22 protein-coding genes are annotated in these 19,844 nt (G+C 63.0%); 13 read left to right on the plus strand and 9 right to left on the minus strand.

What is annotated here, in order from left to right:
• The first annotated feature begins 199 nt into the window (after positions 1 to 199).
• Both ACYQ00_RS10895 and ACYQ00_RS10900 read left to right on the plus strand, forming a co-directional pair.
• Positions 200 to 1,705 carry an OmpA family protein gene (locus ACYQ00_RS10895; protein ID WP_460032141.1) on the plus strand — a complete coding sequence of 502 codons (1,506 nt, stop codon included), beginning with the start codon at positions 200 to 202 and terminating at the stop codon, positions 1,703 to 1,705.
• Positions 1,706 to 1,780: 75 nt separating this feature from the next.
• Positions 1,781 to 3,034, plus strand: a complete 1,254-nt coding sequence (locus tag ACYQ00_RS10900; protein WP_460032142.1) for a glycosyltransferase — start codon at positions 1,781 to 1,783, stop codon at positions 3,032 to 3,034.
• Here ACYQ00_RS10900 and ACYQ00_RS10905 read toward each other — a convergent pair.
• Both ACYQ00_RS10905 and ACYQ00_RS10910 read right to left on the minus strand, forming a co-directional pair.
• The gene (locus tag ACYQ00_RS10905; RefSeq protein WP_460032143.1) at positions 3,012 to 3,665 is read right to left on the minus strand and encodes an LOG family protein; all 654 of its coding nucleotides are present in this window, start codon (positions 3,663 to 3,665) and stop codon (positions 3,012 to 3,014) included. The two genes, ACYQ00_RS10900 and ACYQ00_RS10905, sit on opposite strands and share 23 nt — an antisense overlap.
• A gap of 121 nt (positions 3,666 to 3,786) precedes the next feature.
• Positions 3,787 to 3,900 (minus strand): desulfoferrodoxin FeS4 iron-binding domain-containing protein, encoded by a 114-nt coding sequence (locus ACYQ00_RS10910; RefSeq protein ID WP_460032144.1) that lies wholly within the window; start codon positions 3,898 to 3,900, stop codon positions 3,787 to 3,789.
• 163 nt (positions 3,901 to 4,063) lie between these two features.
• Between ACYQ00_RS10910 and ACYQ00_RS10915 the strand changes: the two genes are divergently transcribed.
• The 4 genes from ACYQ00_RS10915 (at position 4,064) to ACYQ00_RS10930 (ending at position 7,106) form a co-directional block, all read left to right on the plus strand.
• A complete protein-coding gene (locus ACYQ00_RS10915) occupies positions 4,064 to 4,360 on the plus strand; it encodes a hypothetical protein (protein WP_460032145.1) in 297 nt (98 codons plus the stop codon).
• Positions 4,361 to 4,657: 297 nt separating this feature from the next.
• Complete coding sequence (gene ilvB / locus ACYQ00_RS10920; RefSeq protein WP_460032146.1) at positions 4,658 to 6,364, plus strand: acetolactate synthase large subunit; 1,707 nt, start codon at positions 4,658 to 4,660, stop codon at positions 6,362 to 6,364.
• Positions 6,354 to 6,695, plus strand: a complete 342-nt coding sequence (locus ACYQ00_RS10925) for an ACT domain-containing protein (protein WP_460032147.1) — start codon at positions 6,354 to 6,356, stop codon at positions 6,693 to 6,695. The genes ilvB and ACYQ00_RS10925 overlap by 11 nt, the downstream gene beginning before the upstream one ends.
• Positions 6,696 to 6,821: 126 nt before the next feature.
• Positions 6,822 to 7,106, plus strand: coding sequence for an amphi-Trp domain-containing protein (locus ACYQ00_RS10930; RefSeq protein ID WP_460032148.1), 285 nt, complete (start codon positions 6,822 to 6,824; stop codon positions 7,104 to 7,106).
• 104 nt (positions 7,107 to 7,210) lie between these two features.
• Here ACYQ00_RS10930 and ACYQ00_RS10935 read toward each other — a convergent pair whose 3' ends face one another.
• Positions 7,211 to 7,837 (minus strand): flavin reductase family protein, encoded by a 627-nt coding sequence (locus tag ACYQ00_RS10935; RefSeq protein ID WP_460032149.1) that lies wholly within the window; start codon positions 7,835 to 7,837, stop codon positions 7,211 to 7,213.
• A gap of 165 nt (positions 7,838 to 8,002) precedes the next feature.
• On the opposite strand from ACYQ00_RS10935, the gene ACYQ00_RS10940 reads away from it, so the two are divergent.
• The 5 genes from ACYQ00_RS10940 (at position 8,003) to miaA (ending at position 12,020) form a co-directional block, all read left to right on the plus strand.
• Positions 8,003 to 8,209 (plus strand): hypothetical protein, encoded by a 207-nt coding sequence (locus ACYQ00_RS10940; protein WP_460032150.1) that lies wholly within the window; start codon positions 8,003 to 8,005, stop codon positions 8,207 to 8,209.
• Between the two features lie 151 nt (positions 8,210 to 8,360).
• Complete coding sequence (locus ACYQ00_RS10945; protein ID WP_460032151.1) at positions 8,361 to 9,983, plus strand: MBL fold metallo-hydrolase RNA specificity domain-containing protein; 1,623 nt, start codon at positions 8,361 to 8,363, stop codon at positions 9,981 to 9,983.
• 3 nt (positions 9,984 to 9,986) lie between these two features.
• The gene (rsmD, locus tag ACYQ00_RS10950) at positions 9,987 to 10,616 is read left to right on the plus strand and encodes a 16S rRNA (guanine(966)-N(2))-methyltransferase RsmD (RefSeq protein WP_460032152.1); all 630 of its coding nucleotides are present in this window, start codon (positions 9,987 to 9,989) and stop codon (positions 10,614 to 10,616) included.
• Positions 10,529 to 11,074 (plus strand): pantetheine-phosphate adenylyltransferase, encoded by a 546-nt coding sequence (gene coaD, locus ACYQ00_RS10955; protein ID WP_460032153.1) that lies wholly within the window; start codon positions 10,529 to 10,531, stop codon positions 11,072 to 11,074. Before rsmD ends, coaD begins: the two co-directional genes overlap by 88 nt.
• A 7-nt stretch (positions 11,075 to 11,081) precedes the next feature.
• Entirely contained in the window at positions 11,082 to 12,020 is a 939-nt protein-coding gene (gene miaA / locus ACYQ00_RS10960) for a tRNA (adenosine(37)-N6)-dimethylallyltransferase MiaA (protein WP_460032516.1), read from the plus strand.
• Between the two features lie 82 nt (positions 12,021 to 12,102).
• On the opposite strand, the gene ACYQ00_RS10965 is transcribed toward miaA, so the two are convergent.
• The 6 genes from ACYQ00_RS10965 to ACYQ00_RS10990 are packed head-to-tail and all read right to left on the minus strand — an operon-like array spanning position 12,103 to position 17,231.
• Positions 12,103 to 12,474 (minus strand): 4Fe-4S binding protein, encoded by a 372-nt coding sequence (locus ACYQ00_RS10965; protein ID WP_460032154.1) that lies wholly within the window; start codon positions 12,472 to 12,474, stop codon positions 12,103 to 12,105.
• Between the two features lie 10 nt (positions 12,475 to 12,484).
• Positions 12,485 to 13,561, minus strand: coding sequence for a hydrogenase large subunit (locus ACYQ00_RS10970; RefSeq protein ID WP_460032155.1), 1,077 nt, complete (start codon positions 13,559 to 13,561; stop codon positions 12,485 to 12,487).
• Between the two features lie 26 nt (positions 13,562 to 13,587).
• Positions 13,588 to 13,965, minus strand: a complete 378-nt coding sequence (locus tag ACYQ00_RS10975; protein WP_460032156.1) for an NADH-quinone oxidoreductase subunit C — start codon at positions 13,963 to 13,965, stop codon at positions 13,588 to 13,590.
• A 10-nt stretch (positions 13,966 to 13,975) separates the two neighbouring features.
• Entirely contained in the window at positions 13,976 to 14,419 is a 444-nt protein-coding gene (locus ACYQ00_RS10980) for an NADH-quinone oxidoreductase subunit B family protein (RefSeq protein ID WP_460032157.1), read from the minus strand.
• Positions 14,420 to 14,430: 11 nt separating this feature from the next.
• On the minus strand, positions 14,431 to 15,285 hold the full coding sequence (locus ACYQ00_RS10985) for a respiratory chain complex I subunit 1 family protein (protein ID WP_460032158.1): 855 nt from the start codon (positions 15,283 to 15,285) through the stop codon (positions 14,431 to 14,433).
• Between the two features lie 2 nt (positions 15,286 to 15,287).
• Positions 15,288 to 17,231, minus strand: a complete 1,944-nt coding sequence (locus ACYQ00_RS10990; RefSeq protein ID WP_460032159.1) for an NADH-quinone oxidoreductase subunit 5 family protein — start codon at positions 17,229 to 17,231, stop codon at positions 15,288 to 15,290.
• A gap of 404 nt (positions 17,232 to 17,635) precedes the next feature.
• On the opposite strand from ACYQ00_RS10990, the gene ACYQ00_RS10995 reads away from it, so the two are divergent.
• On the plus strand, positions 17,636 to 18,532 hold the full coding sequence (locus tag ACYQ00_RS10995) for an alpha/beta fold hydrolase (protein ID WP_460032160.1): 897 nt from the start codon (positions 17,636 to 17,638) through the stop codon (positions 18,530 to 18,532).
• A gap of 148 nt (positions 18,533 to 18,680) precedes the next feature.
• Positions 18,681 to 19,739, plus strand: coding sequence for a glycerophosphodiester phosphodiesterase (locus ACYQ00_RS11000; protein ID WP_460032161.1), 1,059 nt, complete (start codon positions 18,681 to 18,683; stop codon positions 19,737 to 19,739).
• Positions 19,740 to 19,844 lie beyond the last annotated feature (105 nt).

Raw genomic sequence — 19,844 nt, forward strand, 5'->3', positions numbered from 1 at the left:
CCCCTTAGAAAATGTCTTGAATGATGATATACATTTTCTAGCAACTCCCTGTAAATCTTGCGAAAAATTTATCTTCGCGATATATCATATTCCCATAGGATTCTGTCCGGATGTCGCGCCGCCGGGCAGAGGTTGGCCGGATTCGGGATACGGCGTCGGGATACGGCCGGCCCATGGGGGAGCGCGTGGGGAGTGAGGGATGATTGCTATTCGCAGGGCTCGTCTGATGGCCATTCTCTGGCAGCTCGCACTGCTGGCGATGTGCCTGTTGGGCGTGGGGTTGCGCCTTGGCGATGCCGCCACGCTCGCTGGTACTGCCGGCGCCGCATCTGTGGGTGCTGCCGTGCGGTTTGAGACAATCTGGGACTTCGCCAACCCCAAACAGGCCGCCGCCGTGGCCCAAACCCTGCGCGACGTGCGCACGGTGCTCGAAAAGTCCCCATCATCCCGTCTGGAAATCATCGGCCACACCTGGGATCGCGGCGGAGAGATGCTCAACCGGCGCATTTCCCTGCGGCAGGCCGAGGATCTCAAGGCCCTGCTGGTCAAAGAGTATGGCCTCGACGCCGCGCGCATCGCCACCCGCGGCATGGGCGCAGAGGAACCATTGCCCGGCAGAAAGGGCCGCGATGCCGCCAATCGCCGGCTTGAACTGGTGGTGCAGGATCGACCGTCCTCTCCAGGGGCAGCGGGTGTATCGGTTCCCGCTTCTGCCAGGGCAGCCGCGCCCTTGTATCCCATGCAGGCCATGCCGCCGCCCGGCAACGCCACAGCACGCCAGACCCTTTATTTTGCCAACGGCCGCGACGCCATCCACCCGGATTCCCTGGAAGCCCTCAAGCAGACGGCCATGCTGCTCCTGGCCTGGCCCCAGTCCAGGGCCCGGCTGGTGGGCCATGCGGACAACCGCGGCGACGCGGCCCGCAACCTGATCCTCTCGCAAGCCCGGGCCGAAACCGTGCGCCAGGCCCTGCATGCCGCCTTTGGCATCGGCCTGGAGCGCATGTGCGTGGAAGGGGCAGGGGAAGCTGATCCCATTGCGGATAACGAAACCGCCGATGGCCGGGCCCGCAACCGCCGGGTGGAAGTGCTGCTGGAGGGCGTGGGCGCATCGGCCGGGATGACCGCGCTGCACGACCCGATTGGCGCTGCCACACCGGCTGCGGCCACGAATCAGACTGCCCCGACAGCTCCGACTGGCGCGCTTGTCCCGCCGGCGCCCAAGCTCTTTGTGGTGGATGGCGAAGTCATGGCCGCAGGTCCGGCGGCGGAAAAATATGTTATTGAAATCAGCCTCAAGCAGTGTGCGCTGTGGCTGTATGAGCGCACTCCCGAGGGCGGGCGCACCCTGGTCAGGGAATACAAGGTTGCCACGGCCAAGGATGGCATGGACCATCCCGAAGGCCTGGGCTATGTGACCAAAATCGATAAGAATCCCTGGTGGTATCCCACGCCGGACATGAAACGTCGCGCCGCAGCCAAGGGCCAGACCCTGGCCCCCGTGGCCCCGGGCAGAAAAGCCAATCCCATGGGATCCGTAAAGATCCACCTCTCCCACGGCCCCACCTACCGCATCCATGGCACCAACCGCCCGGACCAGATCGGCCGCCGCGTCTCCCTGGGCTGCATCCGCATGCGCAATCAGGATGCCCTGGAGCTGGCCAATCTCATCGACGTGGGCGCTGTAGTCAATGTTGCGTTTTAACCGTTGAGGCAAAGCCGCTTTTCCCGAGTGGGTCTACGGGTTCCCCTGCGGCATGCTTCCTGCTAGCAATTCGGGATGATGACGCATTTTCCTGGTGTTCTGCATCATAGCTTCGTGGAGCGGCGCGGCGGCGCGGCGCGGGTGGCCGACCTGCTGGCCCAGGCCATGGCCGCGGCGGGCATGCCCACGGCGCGTTCCTTTGAAGCCGTGCAAACCCAGGCCGGACAGGACTGGCTGGACGCCCGGCAGGGCGACTGGTTCCGGGCCATCGAAGCCGCCCTGGCCGCTGGCTGGGCTGTGCATCTCCACAGCAGCGGCAACATCCTTGGCCTGTTGGAACGGCTTGCGCCTCTGGTTCACTCCGCAACGCCCTCACCGCTATTGCTGACCTATCATGACATGCGTCTGGCCACGGGCGGCTGTGTGTTTCCCACGGATTGCCCCAAATTTGCCGAGGGCTGCCCGGATCCCTGCCCTCGCGGCCTGCAGGATACCGCAGCCCGACGCCGGCGGGCCGCGGAACTGTTGCTGGCCCTGCGCCCCCTGGGCATCTGCCCCTCGCAATGGGGCTGCCAGCTGTTGCGCGGGGCCATTCCCGGACTGAAGGTGCATCTGGTGCCCAACGGCATCCCCTGGCCGGCGCACTTCCCCGGCCCGCAGGACAAGCGCGCGGCCAAGGCCGCCGTGGGAGTGGCCGGGAGCGCACGGCTGGTGGTGTTCGTGGCCCATGGAGGTGAGGGGGCGGGCGTGAAGGCCGGGGAGGTCTGGCTGCCGCTCTGGGAACGCATCAAGCGGGCCGTGCCCCAGGCCGTGGGATACTTCATCGGCGGCAAGACCCATTGCCGGGAGGGCGATCTGGTCCGCTGGCCATATCTGGAGCCGGAGCGCCTGGCCGGGATGTTCACCGCGGCGGATTGCCTGGCCTATCCGTCCTGGGCGGACAATCATCCCCTGACCCTGCTGGAGGCCATGGCGCATGGCTGTCCCGTGGCGGCCTGGGGGGCGGGGGGCATCGACGAGATTGTGACCCCCGGCACCGGTGGCCATCCTGAAGACCACACCGGCGGCTGTACTGGCGGCCACGCTGACGGCCGTACCGGGTGCCACGCTGACGGCCGTACCGGGTGCCACGCTGACGGCCGTACCGGCCTGTTGCGGGCAACGGGCGATCTGGCCGGCCTGGGCGAGGACGTCATCACGCTCCTCACGCAGCCGAATCAGGGCCGGGTCATGGCCGCGGCCGCATACCGGGCCGGTGCGGCACGCTTTGCGCAATCCCTGATGGCCCGGCGGGTGTTGCGGCTGATTACAGAATCACGTGCCGCTTGATGTACTGCACCACCTGCTCGGGCGTGTCCATCACGGTGAATATGTCCAGCTCCTCCGCATTGACGAAGCCCCGGCTGCACATGGTTTCGCGGATCCAGTCCAGGAGCCCGTTCCAGAAGGAGCTTTGGTACAGAATGATGGGGAAGGGCTTGATGCGCTTGGTCTGGGAGAGCACGGCGGCCTCGAAGAGTTCGTCCAGGGTGCCGATGCCACCGGGCATGACGACGTAGGCCATGGCGTATTTGACGAACATGATCTTGCGCACGAAAAAGTAGTTGAAGCTGCAGCGGACGTTCTGGAAGGGGTTGGGGGCCTGTTCCAGGGGCAGTTCGATATTCAGGCCCACGCTCACGCCGCCGGCCTCGGCCGCGCCGCGGTTGCCAGCCTCCATGATGCCTGGCCCGCCGCCGGTGATCACGGCATAGCCCGCCTCGGCCAGTTTGCGGGAGAGGGTGCGGGTTTCCTCATACATGGCGTCGCCTTCCTGCACCCGGGCCGAGCCGAAGATGGACACGGCCGCGCCCAGCTCGCTCATGGTATCGAAGCCGTCCACTATTTCGGCCATGATTTTGAAGAGCCGCCAGGACTCATGCATGGACATGTTGTCGATGAGGTATTGGCTCTTCCGCATGCAGGGGCTCCTGTCTGGTGTGAGGTGAAACAAAGACAGGGGGGAAACAATTCCCCCCTGTGGTCACAAGGCGTCTGGCATGGTCCGGACGCAGGCCGGCCGGAACCGCCGAATGGTTTTACTATTGCTTGACCATGTCTTCGCCGCAGCAGACGAGGGTGCCGCCGCCGGCTTCCACAACTTTCACGACCTGGCCGCACAGTTCACACTTGTACACTTCACCTTCATTGGCCATGTTGCTCCTCCTTAGGGCTTGAGCGGGCAGGGCGCCCGCCACGGGCTGAGCGGGCAGGCTGCCCGCCGGGGATTGCGAGTGGTCTGCACCCGCTATACACTGGTTTTTTGATCTCGTGCAAGGGGCATGAGAAAAGACGTTTTTGCATGGAGCCATCTTACACATGAATCAGGAACCCGGCCCGCGGGCCTTTCTGCTGCTGTGCGACGCCTGCTGCGACCGCGCCGGCGTGCTCAAGGAATGTCTCAAGACCGGCGGCTGTACCTGCGATATCTGCGGCTGGAGCTGCAGCTGTGTGCTGGGCGGCCGACAGTTCGTCAATCACATCCCCGTGGGCTGCATCCCCCCCGAAGGCTGGGACTGGCTGCAGCGCAAGAACGAAGCCAGCCTGATGCCGCTGGATTGGGAGGCCCTCTTCACCGGCCTGCAGCCGCGGCCGGCTCCCTCCGGCAATGATTGAAAAAATCAGGTTGACATTTGCTCCTTTTTGGAGGACCAATACCCCATGCTTCGCCACGAACCCGCCATGAACCTTTCCGCCGCCCTAGCCGGCTGCAATTGCGTCGTCGTAGTACGCAAGGTTCTGGTGCGCGCCGTGGCGGTGGCGTTGTAAGGCTCTTTTGTAAGGAAAGGCTCACACGTCATAAACACCCCGCCGGCGCGCGACGCCGGCGGGGTGATTTCATGTGCAGCCCCTCCGGCAGACGCAGGCAAACAGGACATCGTCAATGCACGACCATGTCAGGAGGTTAGCGTCATGCCTGAGATGATGGGCGCACAAATCATCGTGGAACTTCTGGCCCGCCAGGGCGTGGAACTGGTCACCGGCATTCCCGGCGGCGCCAATCTGCCCCTGTACGACGCCCTGGCTGCAGACTGGCACACGCGCGGCCGTATCCGGCACGTCCTGGCCCGGCACGAGCAGGGCGCAGGCTTCATTGCCCAGGGCATGGCCCGCGTCAGCGGCCGGCCCGGGGTGGCCCTGGCCACCTCCGGCCCCGGAGCCATGAACCTGCTCACGGCCGTGGCCGACGCCAAGCTGGACTCCATCCCCCTGGTCTGCATCACCGGCCAGGTGCCTCGCGGCTGCATCGGCGCCGACGCGTTTCAGGAAGTGGACACCTACGGCCTCTCCATTCCCATCACCAAGCACAATTATCTTGTCCGCAGCGTGGAAGAGCTGTTCCGGGTCATCCCGGAAGCTTTCCGCATTGCAGCCTCCGGCCGGCCCGGCCCGGTGCTGATCGACGTGCCCAAGGACGTCCAGACTGCGGTCTGCTCCTTTGACGCCTGGCCCGAGCCCGGACAGCCCGAGCCCCCCCGGCAGCCGGATCCCGAGACCCTGCGTCGCGCCGCGGCCTGCATCAACGCTGCCCGGCGCCCGGTGCTGTACCTGGGCGGGGGCGTGGTGGCCGCCGGAGCCGGCGAGGCCGCCCGCGCCCTGGCCGAGCGGGCCGGCATCCCCGCAGCCATGACCCTCCTGGGCCTGGGCGCGCTGCCCAGCCGCCATCCTCTGGCTTTGGGCCTCCTGGGCATGCACGCCGCGCGTTCCACAAACCTGCTTCTGGAAGAGGCCGACCTGCTCATTGCCCTGGGCGCCCGCTTTGACGACCGGGCCACGGGCAAGCTGGCGGCCTTCTGCCCCGACGCTGCCCTGGTGCATGTGGATATCGACCCTGCAGAGTTGCACAAGCTCCGGCGGGCGCATGTGGGGCTGGCCGCGGATGTCCGGCTGACGCTGGAGGCGCTGCTGCCACTCGTCGAGCCCCGCGTCCGACGCGAATGGCGGGACCGCGTGGAGGCCTGCAAGGCCGAGCATGGCCTGCGCCTGCCCGGCGAAGATGACATCCGCCGTCCATATGGCCTCATCCGCGCCGTGGCCGAACTGGCCGGCCCGGACGCCGTGGTGGTGACTGACGTGGGCAAGCATCAGATGTGGACGGCCCAGGCCCATCCGTATCTGGCCCCGCGGCAGTGGCTGACCTCCGGCGGCCTGGGAACCATGGGCTTTGGCCTGCCCTCGGCCATCGGCGCGGCGCTGGCGGCGCCGGATCGACGCGTGGTCTGCTTTTCCGGGGACGGCAGCCTGCAGATGAACATCCAGGAGCTGGCCACGGCGGCGGAGCAGCAGCTGCACATCACCGTGGTGGTGCTGGACAACACCTCCCTGGGTCTGGTGCGCCAGCAGCAGCAGCTGTTCTATACCCGGCCCGGCTTTGCGTCCGAATACAGCCTGCAGGTGGATTTCCCGGCCCTGGCCCGGGCCATGGGTGTGCGGGCCTGGGATCTGGCCGGTTCGGACGATCCGCGCACGGATCTGGCCCGTGCCCTGACCTGCCAGGGCCCTTCCCTGGTGCGCATGCCCATCAGCCGCGAGGAAAACGTCTTCCCCATGGTGCCTCCGGGAGCAGCCAACAGCGAAATGTTGTGTGAAATCAAAGAGGAGGCCCCCCATGCCTGTTGACGCCTGCACCGCCGAAACTCAAGATGCGGCTGCCATGATCGTCCTGGAACTCCGGGTGAACAACCATCCCGGTGTCATGTCCCACGTGTGCGGACTCTTTGCCCGGCGGGCCTTCAACCTGGAGGGCATCCTGGTCCTGCCCCTGGCCATGCAGATTGCCGGGAGCGGGGGGGAAAGCCGGATGTGGCTCATGGTCCGCGATGACGAGCAGCTGCCGCAGGTGGAGAAGCAGCTGGCCAAGCTGCACGATGTCCTGGCCCTGGATCGGCGGGGAACCGAAGTCTTTGACCGACTACAACAGCAGTTCGAGGCCGCCTTGGAGGACGTGTGACAGTCAGGCTGGCAATGTGACGATCCGGTGGCGATGGCTGGTTTTTCTTGACCTTGCCAGCCCCCTGGGACACCTTGACCCATTGTGTCGAACCTCATTCACCTCAGCCCCCGGGGAGGCGCATCCATGGGCAAGAACAATAAAGTGAAGATTGACGGGGCGATGGAGCTTGGCCAGGTCATCACCTATCTTGAAGACGTGGTCAAAGGCCTCAAGGCAGGCGCGGTGCATGTGCAGCTGGGCCAGGATTCCGTGCTGCTGCACCCCTCGAGCATCCTGTCGTTCGAAATGGAAGTGTCCCAGAAAAAGGACAAGGAAAAGTTCTCGTTTGAAATGAGCTGGAAGACGGAAGATCGCATATCCGAAGATGTCCGCATCTCTCCCAGCGCGCCCGTGGTGGAGATTTCCTAGGCTGCCCGCCAGGGTCCCATCTCCCTGGAGAGTGCCTTGTTGAGGCTGACTCGTTGGGGGCTGCCGCATTGGCTGCGGCAGCCCCTGGCAGGTGTTGTTGCCGGTCAGTCTTTCTTCACATGCTTTTCAGGCGTGTGCAGTGTGTCTGGGTCGAATTTTTCCGGCAGATGCACCTTGCCCACGTTGAAGGCGCGTCCCAGAGCCGGGCCCATGCCGTGATACGTCCGCACCTCAGGCATGAAGGCCAGAGGTCTGAGCTGTTCCACGACGGGATGGTTTTTCTCGTCGAGGATGCGCGGGTCGGCCTTGATGTCCAGCACCTCACCCACAAACATGGTGTGCAGACCCAGCTCATGCACATGCACCACCTTGCATTCCAGCACCAGGGGATATTCCTGGAGGATGGGCGCATCCACCAGTTCCGAACGCGCCGTGGTCAGGCCCAGGGCCTCGAACTTGTCGGTGTCGCGGCCTGAAATCATGCCCATGTAGTCCGACTGGGTCATGTGGGTCTCGTCGGTCACGTGCATGGTGTAGGCCTTGCGGGCCATGAGATTGCCATAGGTGTACGTGGCCTTGCGCAAGGACACCGTCACGCAGGGGGGCTTGGAGCAGCAGATGCCGGCCCAGGCTGCGGCCATGGCGTTGGGGCGGCCCTGCTCATCGTAGGAGCCGATCATGACCAGCGGGGTGGGGAAGAGCATGGGTTTGGGCCCGAGCGATATTTTCATACCATCTCCTTAATTATTCGTCATTCTCTTGGCGAATGTCGTGAACTGTTGACGATTTGCTTGCATGATTTTACATTCCGCCTGAGGACTCCCAAAATCGGACCATGAGAGTGTGCACCCGTTGCAACGGGCTTGTCCAGCGCATGGTGAGGGGGGAGGTGGAACATGAACTGCTTGTATAGAAAAGATTTTTGCAGTGTGGATGAGTTGGATGCCTTTGTCATGTGTTTCAAGCTCATCCGGGGCATCGAGTTCCGCTGGAACCGTCTGGAGCGCACCGCCTGGCTGTGGTGCGACAGACGACTCTATGAAGAGCTGCAACATCACTGCCCGGCAGCGCCGTATCCCCCTTGCGAAGCCATGCCTGTCTGAACGCCTGGCGGCGCACGGGTAGTGCCTTTCGTTGAACTCGCCAGATATTCCATGTATTCCTGATCAGACAGTACAGGGCGAATCTCGTCTCCTCATCATGCGCCCGGCGTGAGGGCGCATGGTGATTCACTGCGCAACACACAGGATATTCATGAAAATTCAATTCCTTGGCGGCGCCAAGACGGTCACCGGCTCCTGCCACATGATGGAAGCCGCGGGCAAGCGCTTCTGCGTGGACTGCGGCATGCACCAGGGCAGCCGAGACATTGAAGAACGCAACCAGAATACTGCGGTCTACAAACCGGCGGAGATCGACTTCATCTGCATGACCCACGCTCACATTGACCATTCCGGCCTCCTTCCACGCATGGTCAAGGACGGCTTCAAGGGCGTTATCTACGCCACGGCCCCCACCCGGGATCTGCTGGCCATCATGCTTGAAGATAGCGCCCATATTCAGGAAATGGAAGCGGAGTGGAAATCCAAAAAGCGCTTCCGCAAAGGCAAGCGCGACGTTGCCCCCCTGTACACCATTCAGGATGCCCACAACACCATGCCGCGTTTTCAGGTGGTGGAGTACAACACTCCCTTTGAGCCCGCCCCTGGCATCACCGTGACGTACAAGGAGGCCGGGCACATCCTCGGCTCTGCCTTTCTGGAGTTCGACATCAGCGAGCCCGGCGAAAACGGCACTCCCAGCGCGTACCGTCTCATCTTTTCCGGCGACCTCGGCCGGCCCAACGCGCTGTTTCTGCGCGATCCGGAAGAAGCCACTCCGGCAGACTTCCTCTTTGTGGAATCCACCTACGGCGACCGCAACCACAAGGACGAAGCCACCAGCCGCGACGAGCTGGCCGAAGCCATCGCCTACAGCTACAAGCACGGCGAAAAGGTGATCATCCCGGCCTTTGCCGTGGAGCGGACCCAGGAGGTGATCTACTCGCTCTTCCTCCTGCGCGAGGAAGGCCGGCTCCCGGCGGACATGCCCGTCTATGTGGATAGCCCCCTGGCCATCAAAGCCACGGAAATTTTCCGCAAACATCCTGAATATTTTGATGCGGAGACCCACGCCCTGCTCAGGCAAGGCAAGGATCCCCTCTCCCTGCCCAACCTGCGCTTTACCCAGACGCGTGAGGAATCCCAGGCCATCAACGCCCTGAAAAAGCCGGCCGTGGTCATCTCGGCCAGTGGCATGTGCAATGCCGGGCGCATCAAGCACCATCTGCGGCACAACCTCTGGAAGCCCGGCGCTTCCATCGTCTTTGTGGGCTTTCAGGCCAAGGGCACCCCCGGCCGCAAGCTCGTGGATGGTGTCAAAACCCTGCGCATGCTTGGGGACGAAGTCTCGGTCCAGGCCAGAATCTTCACCATCGGCGGCTTTTCCGCCCATGCCGGCCAAAGCCAGATCCTGGCCTGGCTCTCCGGCTTTGCCCGGCCGGGCATGAAGGTGTATCTGGTGCACGGCGAAAACTCGGCCCAGAAGATCCTCGCCGGTCTCATCAAGGAACAATTCAAGCTGGATGTGCACATTCCGGGCTACCTGGAAGAATGCGTGCTCAAGCCCGGCAAGCCCCCCCTGGAAATCGCCCACCCCCAGCTGGCCGAACCGCGCATCGACTGGCCCTGGCTCATGCAGGACGCCGAAGCCAAGATGGCCGAACTGCAGCGGCGCATGGATCAGCTCCAGGCCAAGCCATGGGTGGACCAAACAGAGTTGCGAGATCGGCTGGTGGACATCACCGCAGAGCTTGCATCTCTCATCGCGGAGATGTAAGGAATGCGGGTTGTTTCTGGAATCTATCGCGGTCGGGCCATCCGAACGGTGGAAGCCGAGGGGATGCGCCCGGCCACGCAGAAGGTGCGCGAGGCCCTGTTCTCCGCACTGGAAGCCCGCGGCATGGACTGGGACGGCGCGCGGGTGCTGGATTTGTTTGCCGGATCAGGCAGCCTGGGGCTGGAAGCCTTAAGCCGCGGCGCGGCCGAAGCCGTGTTCGTGGAGCTGCACAAGCCGGCGGCCCGGAGCATTCTGCTCACCTGCAAGGATTTTTCCCTGCCGGCGGGCAGGGCTCAGATATTGACGCAGGACGTGCTCGCCTTCCTGGCCCAGAAAGGAATGCACAAGGGTTTTGACGTATGCTTCATCGATCCGCCATACCACAAGAACATGCTCCCCGCGGCCCTGGAGGCTGTGGCCGGGCAGGGCTGGGTGCAGCCGCAGGGCTTCATCGTGGCCGAGGTGGAAACGCGCATCGAGCTGCCGCACCCGCCCCAGCTGGCGCTGGAATTTGACCGCGCCTACGGGCAGACCAGGATTCTCATATGGACACCTCGCACGCACAGCACCACGGCCACGACGCCTCCCCCGCCAGACGCGTCGCCATCTACCCCGGCACCTTCGACCCCCTGACCTTCGGCCACGTCAGCCTCGTCAAGCGCGCCCTGGACGTGTTTGACCACATCATCGTCGCCCCGGCAGCCTCCACGCCCAAGACTCCCATGTTCACCCTGGATGAACGGGTGGAAATTGTCCGCGAGGTGTTTCATGACAACCCGCGCGTGGAGGTGACCGGGTTCCATGGCCTGCTGGTGGAGTTCGCCCGCCGCTGCGGAGCCTGCGCCATCCTGCGCGGCCTGCGCGCCGTCTCGGATTTCGAATACGAATTCCAGATGGCCCTGATGAACCGGCGCCTGGAAAAACACATCCAGACCGTGTTTCTCATGACCGATTATCGCTGGCTGTTCATCAGCTCCACCATCGTCAAGGAAGCAGCCAAGGCCGGTGCGGACGTGCGCAGCATGGTGCCGGACCCGGCCTGGTTCCGTCTGCAGGAGCGGCTGGGGCACCCGGTGTCTCGCGCTGAATGATTCCATGATGACGGCACCGTCCATTCCGCTGCTCTGTCTCGTCGGTCCCACGGGAGTGGGCAAGACGGCCGCCTCCCTGCATCTGGCCCGGACGTTCAACGGGGTGGTGATCAACCTGGACTCCCGGCAGGTCTATGCCGAGTTCCCGGTCATCACCGCCCAGCCTTCGCCAGAGGAACAGGCGGTCTGCCCGCACTTTCTGTACGGTTTTTTGCCGGCCGAGGAACGGATATCCGCCGGCCGCTTTGCCGAAATGGCCGGCGAGATCGCCAGGGAGCAATGGGCTGAAGGGCGGCTGCCGCTGGTGGTGGGGGGCACGGGGCTCTATCTGCGGGCCCTGCTTCAGGGCCTGGCCAATATCCCGCCCATTCCGCTCGACATTCAGCAACAGATTCAGGACGCCTTGCAGGATCAGGGACCGGAGGTGCTGCACGCCCGCCTGGCCCTGGTGGACCCGGTGACCGCGGCGCGACTGGCCCCGCGGGACCGCCAGCGCATTGCCCGGGCCCTGGAAGTGTATGCTGCCACAGGCAAAACCCTGACCTGGTGGCATGAACAGCAGGCCCGCGAAGCTGCAACCAGCCCTTTTCGCAGCCTGGTCCTGCACCTGGACCAACCCAACGACCTGTTGCACCCCCGGCTCAGACAGCGCATCGAGCTCATGCTCGAAGCCGGCGCCGAAGACGAGATTGCCCGGGCCTGGGCCCGCCTGGCCGAGGAGACGGCCCCGGGCTTTACCGGCATTGGCTGTGCCGAACTGCTGGCCCTGCACCTGGGGCGGCTCTCCCGCTGGGCGGCCCTGGATCTCTGGGAACGCAACACCCGCGCCTATGTCAAACGCCAGCGCACCTGGTTTCGCAAGGACGCCGGCCGGGTGGATCTTGCTCCGGATGAACTGGAAAGAATGACCGACCTGACGGACAGCTTCCTGCAGCAGGCGCGGTAGCACCAAGCCTCGCAAACGCACAACGGGGAGGCCAGTCTGCAACCAGCCTCCCCGTTGGGGATTCAGCACATTCGGGAGCGGGCTACTCGGCCGCTTCCTTTTTCTTCTTCTTGGGCGGGGTGCCCTGCATTTCGATCATCTGCCGCTCGCCGGCCACGGGGCGCCAGGTGCCCTTGTGGTGCAGGCAATGGGTGGGGCAGACTTCCTCGCAGGTGCCGCAGTAGACGCAGGCGAAGGGATCGCACTTCCAGATCCCCTTTTCCTTGTCCACGCTGATGCACTGGGAGGGGCACTTGCGGGCGCAGGTGCCACAGAAGATGTACTTGTCGATATCGCAGTACAGTTCACCGCGCTGGTCGGGGAAGGGCTCACGCACCACAAACGGGTAGGGGCGCGTGGATTTCTTGTTGAGCAGGTTCTTGACGACGGTGGGAACCATGGGCGCAAGTCTCATCGGGCGCTCCTTAACGTTCGGTGCAGCTGATGCAGGGGTCGATGGACAGCACAACCACAGGCACGTCAGCCAGTTCAATGCCCGGCAGCATGACCACCAGCGGCGGAATGTTGGCGAACGTGGGAGTGCGGATGCGGCAGCGGTCCAGGAAGTTGGTGCCATTGCCCTTGAGGTAGTAAAGCACCTCGCCACGGGGCTGCTCCACCCGGGTGATGACTTCGCCCTCGGGCTTGCCCTTCACCTTGGTGGTGATTTCACCTTCGGGCAGCCGGGCCAGGGCCTGCCGCACCAGATCGATGGACTGCAGGGTTTCGTCATAGCGCACCGCGCAGCGGGACCAGCTGTCGCCATCAGGATAGGCGATGGGCTGGAAGTCCACGCGGTCAAAGGCGCCGTACTTCAGCTGCCGGGCATCCTGAGCCACGCCGCTGCCGCGCAGGGTCGGGCCCACGGCGCCCAGCTCCAGGGCCTGGGCCCCGCTGAGCACGCCAATGCCCTTGGTGCGCTTCTTGACGGTGTAGTCGTCCAGAATGGTGGCCCGCAGGGAGCGAATCTGCTCTTCCACAACCTTGAGTTCGGATTCAATCCAACGAATCTGCTCGGGGGAGAGGTCGCGCCGCACGCCGCCCACTTCGTTCACGGAAACGATGACCCGGTTGCCGGTGGTGGCTTCGTTGATGTCCATCACCTTTTCGCGAATCTTCCAGAACTGGTAGAACAGCGCCTCAAAGCCAAAGGCGTCGGCAAAGAGGCCGAGCCAGAGCAGGTGGGAATGCACGCGGTGCAGTTCGCTCCAGGCCAGGCGGAGGAACTTGGCGCGGTCCGGCACTTCCACGCCCATCATCTCCTCGATGCCCTGGCAGTAGCACATGGCGTGAATCTTGGAGCAGATGCCGCAGACGCGTTCCACAATCTGGACCATCTGGTTGTAATCACGGATATCGCAGAGCTTTTCCAGGCCGCGATGGACATAGCCGAGCGCGGGCAGGGCGTCGACGACGATTTCGTCCTCGACGGTGAGCTTCAAATGGATCGGTTCGGGCAGCACGGGATGCTGCGGGCCGAAAGGCAGAATAGTCTGAGCCATGATGCGTCCTTCCTTTCGACTGATGGTTACTCGGCCGCAGCAGTCTTGCGCACCACGCCGAACTTGCAAAAGGGCGTGGTGGCGACTTCGTCGTCGAGGTACAGATGGTTGGCGAAGTTCAGGGCCAGGCCGTCAAAGCACAGGCCAAACTGGTCCTGAATCTCGTTTTCCACAAGGAACGCGGCCAGGTACACGTCGGAAACGGAAGGCACGGGCTCTTTTTTGGGCACGGTGAGCCGCAGGTGTTCCATCGTGTTGTCTTTATCGAAGTGATAGAGGAGGTCGAACTCGTTTTCGTTCAGGTCCACGCAGGTGGCCGTCACGAAGCGCCAGCTGGCGTTCTTGTACAGCAGGACCTCGGCCTTCAGGGTCTCTTTGGTGATTTGCTTTGCGGAAATGGGCATGGCTCAATCCTTAGGCGAGGGATTTTTCGGCAAATTTCTGCAAGCCGAGCACCACGCCGTCGATAATGGCTTCGGGCTTGGGCGGGCAGCCGGGGACGTAGGCGTCCACGGGGATGACCTTGTCGATGCCGCCAACAACGTTCGGGGCCTCGCGGAACACACCGCCGGAGAGGCCGCAAGCGCCGATGGCGATGACGACCTTGGGATGGGGCATTTGTTCGTAGAGGTTGGCCAGAACCTTTTTGTTGCGGTGGTTCACCGTGCCGCTGACGATGAGAATGTCCGCGTGCTTGGGGTTGCCCACGTTGACGATGCCGAAACGCTCCACGTCGTAGATGGGAGTGAGGCAGGCCAGGGTTTCGATGTCGCAGCCGTTGCAGGAGCCGCAGTCAAAGTGCATCAGCCAGGGGGATTTGATCCGTGAGGATTTGATGAAGTCGAGTATGGCTTGCATGGTGCGCCTCATTACATGGTCAGGCTGAGCAGGTTGATGAGAGTGAGAGTCAGACCGACAGCCCAGGCGGAGGTGACCATCCAGCGCCACGTCATGCGCGAGGAAACATTATCCACCACGATTTCCGCCAGATACGTCAGACCGATCAGAACCAGCATGCCCACGATGTTGGTGGACCAGAACAGCCCGACCACGCCCAGAATGAGGACGACTTCATAGAAGTGGGCGATCTCCAGAATGGCCAGGTACGGCCCGGAGAACTCCGTATACACCCCGCGCACGATTTCCTGGTGCGCATGCGCGCTGGCGGAAATGTCGAAGGGGGACTTGCGCAGCTTGATGGTCAGGGCGTAGCCCAGCACCAGGAAGAGCAGGGGGAGCTTGAGCAGCAGGGGATCCTCAAGGGCATAGATGCCATCGATCTTGAAGGTGCCCGTGTGCACATAGATGCCGGCCAGCACCAGCACCAGCAGGGGCTCATAGGTCAGCACCTGGATGAGCTCGCGCTGGGCGCCAATCTGACTGTACGGCGAAGGCACGCTCATGGCCCCGATGACCAGAAACACCGCGCCCACGGCCTGCACGAAGAAGATCAGCAGCAGGTCCGACTGGGCAAAGAAGAGCACCACACTGGTGGCCGCGGCCACCACATACACATAGGCGCAGAAGGCCTGCCAGCTGTTGTTGAGGAGCTTTTCCTTCCCCAGCAGCTTGGCGACATCGTAGAAGGGCTGCAGAATGGGAGGGCCGAGACGGGACTGAAAGCGCGCCGTGAGGCGGCGATCCAGGCCGGTGATCAGGCCGCCAAGCACGGGCGCCACAAAGACGCCGACAATGAGAGCAAGCAGCAGTCCGAGGATGCTCATGATTACAGTCCTCCCACCACAAGCAGCAGCGCCAGCAGCGTTGCCGCAATATTCATCCAGCCGGTCACCCGTTCTTCAGGGATCAGCTTGGTGAGATAGTAGTTCGCGTTGGCCACCTTGACGGGCTGGTTCACCGGCCCCACGAAGCAGTCGGGGGTGTGCGCCGTGCGGCTCTGCGCCCCGCCGAGGTAGATGGACGCTTCACGCGCGCCGCGGGCGTTCTTGAGCACCTTCAGGCCCAGGAACATGCCCACGATGAGGATGATGAACAGCGGCACCACAGGGAAAACCCCCGAATCCGCACTCAGCAAGCCCCTGGCCGTCTGGTACGGCATGTCGAACATGGCCTTGGGGTTCACGGCATTGACCATCTCCAGCATGGGCAGCACCAGGCCGTGGTAAATCCAGGGCGCCGTCAGGGAGAGCAGTACCGCGCCGCTGCAAAGCAGCACGAGGGGGTACCTGGTCAGCAGAGGCTGGCTTTCCGGGGTCACCTTGGCTTCCAGCGGGTGGCTCATCAGCAGGCCGGCCCAGCGTGCCCAGTACAGCAGGGTGATGGCGCTGCCCATGGCCAGCATGATGATGACCGGCACGTTGGCCGCGGCGGATTCGATGGCCATCCACTTGCCCATGAGCATGCCGAAGGGCGGCAGAATCATGGTCAGGACGCCAATCACAGCCAGGCTGGCCGTCACGGGCATGCGCATGAACAGGCCATGCATGTCTTCGATATCCCGACTCTCAATGCGCTGCTCGATGGTGCCCACGCTGAGGAAGAGCAGGGCCTTGGAGACGGCGTGGAAGATGATCAGGAACAGCGCCGCCGCCATGGCCGCCGGCGTGTTGATGCCGGCGCAGGCGATGATCAGCCCCAGGTTGCTTACCGTGGAATAAGCCAGGACGCGCTTGGCGTTGGACTGGCTCACCGCCAGGATGGCCGTGGCCAGGAAGGTGAACGCGCCAAAGAGGGCCACGTAGGTGGAGAGCGTGGTGCCCACAAAGCCGGGCGCCAGACGCAGCACCAGATACACGCCGGCCTTGACCATGGTGGAGCTGTGGAGCAGGGCGGAGGTGGGGGTGGGAGCCACCATGGCGCCCAAGAGCCAGCTCTGGAACGGGGCCTGCGCACTCTTGACGAAGGCCGCCACGCACACCAGGGCCATGGGCAGCATGGCGTAGGAGGCGTTGGGGGAGAGCTTGAGGATTTCCTGAATATTCAGGGTGCCGAGCATGCCCTCGAAGAACATCGCACCCAGCAGCAGGGCAAGCCCGCCCATGCTGCCCAGGTACAGGGCCTTGAGGCTGTTCTTCACGGCCAACTCGTTGCCGTCGTGCCCGATGAGCATGAAGGAGCAGAAGGTGGTCACTTCAAAGAAGAAGTAGAGCACCAGCAGGTCGTTGGTCAGCACCAGGGCGTTCATGGTGCCCAGGAGCAGCACCATCCAGGCAAAGAAGCGCGGCTGGCGGGAAACCTGCAGATGCAGATGGTGCTCATGATTGTCCATGTACGGGATGGCATGGATGCAGATGAGCGAGCCCACGATGCTGATGATCAGCACCAGGGTCAGGGACAGCGGATCGGCGAAAAAGGTCATGCCGACCGTATGGTGGTCCATGAGAAACGCTTCAAGAATGAACAGACCAAGCAGCTGGACCCCGGCGAGAATCTTGACGCCAAGGTGCTTGTGCTTCCAACCGTAGTACAGCACCGCGCCGAGCAGGACAAAGTCCGCCAGCTGGATGAGTCCGGGCAGTGGCAGCCCGAAGAGGGAGGTAAAAGTGGTTTCAAGAGGAACAAGGCCAATCAGGGTTAAAGAGGACCCGACCAACAGCGCACCCGTCACAATGATAATGGCGGAGCGCACCTGCTTCACCGGAACGACCATACACAAGATGGCCGCCAGGAACGGCAGGACGATCAATAGAAAGAACAACGTTGAATGCATACCGGCCCCTTTTGCGGACAAGCGTAAGGTTGGTTGCACACAAAATAACCACGGCAGACATCACCGCGGCAGCCTCGCCAACACCCCTGTTATGTGGCGGCAAAGTTACCGTTCTTCGGGCTGGTGTCAATTGTTTTTCCACAAGCCGCGCAGCTATTTTGATACCATTGTGACTGCTTAAGACAGATTGATTAATCAATCATTACCCGGCAATTGGCGCTGTAACCTTGTGAGAAAAAGAACAAATTCAATCCACAGATTTTGAACGTTTTCCACAGGCCTCGGCGCAAGGATCTGCTGGCTTGGCTTGCTGTGGAAAACTCGGCAGCCCGCGCGGCCATGCATGTGCCCCCCCTGCTTGACAGTTTCTGCGCCCGAAGGCATCCCCGCCCAGGAGGTTCACCATGCCAACCCGCGCAGTGACTACAAAATTCTATAAACTGATATTGCTTTCACTTTTCGCACTCGTTGCCCCCCTGGCAGGCGGGGGCTGGGCCGCCCAGGCCCCATTCGCGAGTGGCCCGGTCACCTATGCCGAAGCCGGCCAGGGAGGCGCATCCGGCGTGCCCGTTGTGCTGGTCCATGGCTGGGCCTGCTCCTCGGAGTTCTTCAAAGAGCAGCTGGGGCCGCTGGCCGCCGCGCACCGGGTGCTGGCCATTGACCTGCCCGGCCACGGGGGCAGCGCCTCCAGCGGGCCGTTCACCCAGGAATCCCTGGCTCAGGCCGTGCTGGCTGTGATGGACCATGCCGGCCTGGACCGCGCCGTGCTGGTGGGGCACAGCATGGGCGCAGCGGTGATTCGCCGCGTGGCCCTGCTGCAGCCGCAGCGGGTGGCCGGGCTGGTGCTGCTGGATGGAGCCATCCTCTTTCCGCCGGACGACGCCGCGGAGAGCGCCCGCTGGAAGGCTGAGATGGAAGGCTTTGCCGCCCAGTTTCAAGGTCCGGAGGCTGACGCGGTGACCAGATCCTTCGTCAATTCCATGCAGGGCCAGACCACGCCGCAGCCGCTCAAGGACTGGATTCTGCAAAAGATGCTGGCCACCCCGGCCCCGGTGCGCTACGCCTCCATGGCCGGCTTTGTCTCCGGCAGCCTGGAGCCCTTGCCGGCGGTGCAGGCACCCACCCTGGCCGTGTATGCCCAGTCGGCCAACACCGCATCCAACCTGGAAACCCTGCTCAAGGGAGATTTTCCGAACCTGGAGTATCACCTGTTGGTGGGGCCGGGGCATTTTCTCATGCTGGAAGATCCGGCCCGGGTGAATGACCTGCTCCTGCGCTGGCTGGCTGCCAATATTCGCTGACACATTCGCCACATCGCTGTCGTGTTGCGGATTGCAACGCCGCACAACCGTCATCGCGGCTTCATGCGGCGGCATGCTGCGCAGGATACAGAGGGAAATGGTCCGGCCATCCGGCCGCCATTTCCCTTTTTTCATGTGGAGTGCAACGATGCTGAAGATTCGTGCAGTGCTGGCGGCGTCGCTGGTTGTGGTCATGGTGCTGGGCATGCATGCCCTTGCCGTGGCTGACTTCAAAAAACCCATTGTTTTCGGCCATCGCGGTGCGTGCGGCTACCGGCCGGAGCACACCCTGGCTTCCTATGAGCTGGCCATCGACCTGGGCGCGGACTTCATCGAGCCCGATCTCGTCTCCACCAAGGACGGCCGCCTCGTCTGCCGCCACGAAAACGAGATCGGCGGCACCACCGACGTGGCCGAGAAGTTCCCGGACCGCAAAAAAACCAAGTCCATCGATGGGCTCAAACCCGTGGATGGCTGGTACACCGAGGACTTCACCCTCGAAGAACTCAAAACCCTGCGCTGCAAGGAACGGCTGGACTTCCGCGACCAGTCCTACAACGGCAAGTTCGATATCCCCACCCTGGAAGAGGTCATCGAGCTGGTCAGGCGCAAGGAAAAGGAAACCGGCCGCGTCATCGGCATCATTCCCGAAACCAAGCACCCTTCCTACCACAAGTCCCTGGGCCTGAACTTCGAAAAGCAGCTCGTGGAAATCCTCCACAAGCACGGCTACGATCAGGCCGACTCCCCCTGCGTCATCCAGTCCTTCGAGGTCGCCAACCTCAAGGAACTGCGCGGCATGACCAAGCTGCCCTTGGTCTTCCTCTATGACGAGGCCGATATTTCCCCTTATGACTTCGTCCTCGCCGGCGACAAGCGTACCTACGGCGACCTGCTCAAGCCCGAAGCCCTCAAGGAACTCGCCGGCTTCGTGCAGTGGGTCAGCCCCTGGAAGCGCCTTTTTGTCACCGAAAAGGAAGATGGCAGCCTGAACCCGCCCACGTCCTTCATTGAAGACGCCCACAAGGCCGGCCTGCTCGTGGCCACCTACACCATGCGCAACGAGCCCCGCTATCTGGCCAAGGACTACAATGGCGACCCTGAGGCCGAATACCTGCAGTACTACAAGCTCGGCGTTGACGGCGTCTTTTCCGACTTCCCGGACACCGCCCTCAAGGCCCGCACGAAGTTTTTGGGCGGCAACTAGGCAGATTGCTTTGTTGAATAGATCCCACGGGGGAACACCTTTCTCAAGAAAGAGGTTCCCCCGAACCCCCTTTCCAATGGCTTTTCATTGGGGCTTTTGCTGCGC

The organism is Megalodesulfovibrio paquesii, assembly GCF_054653055.1.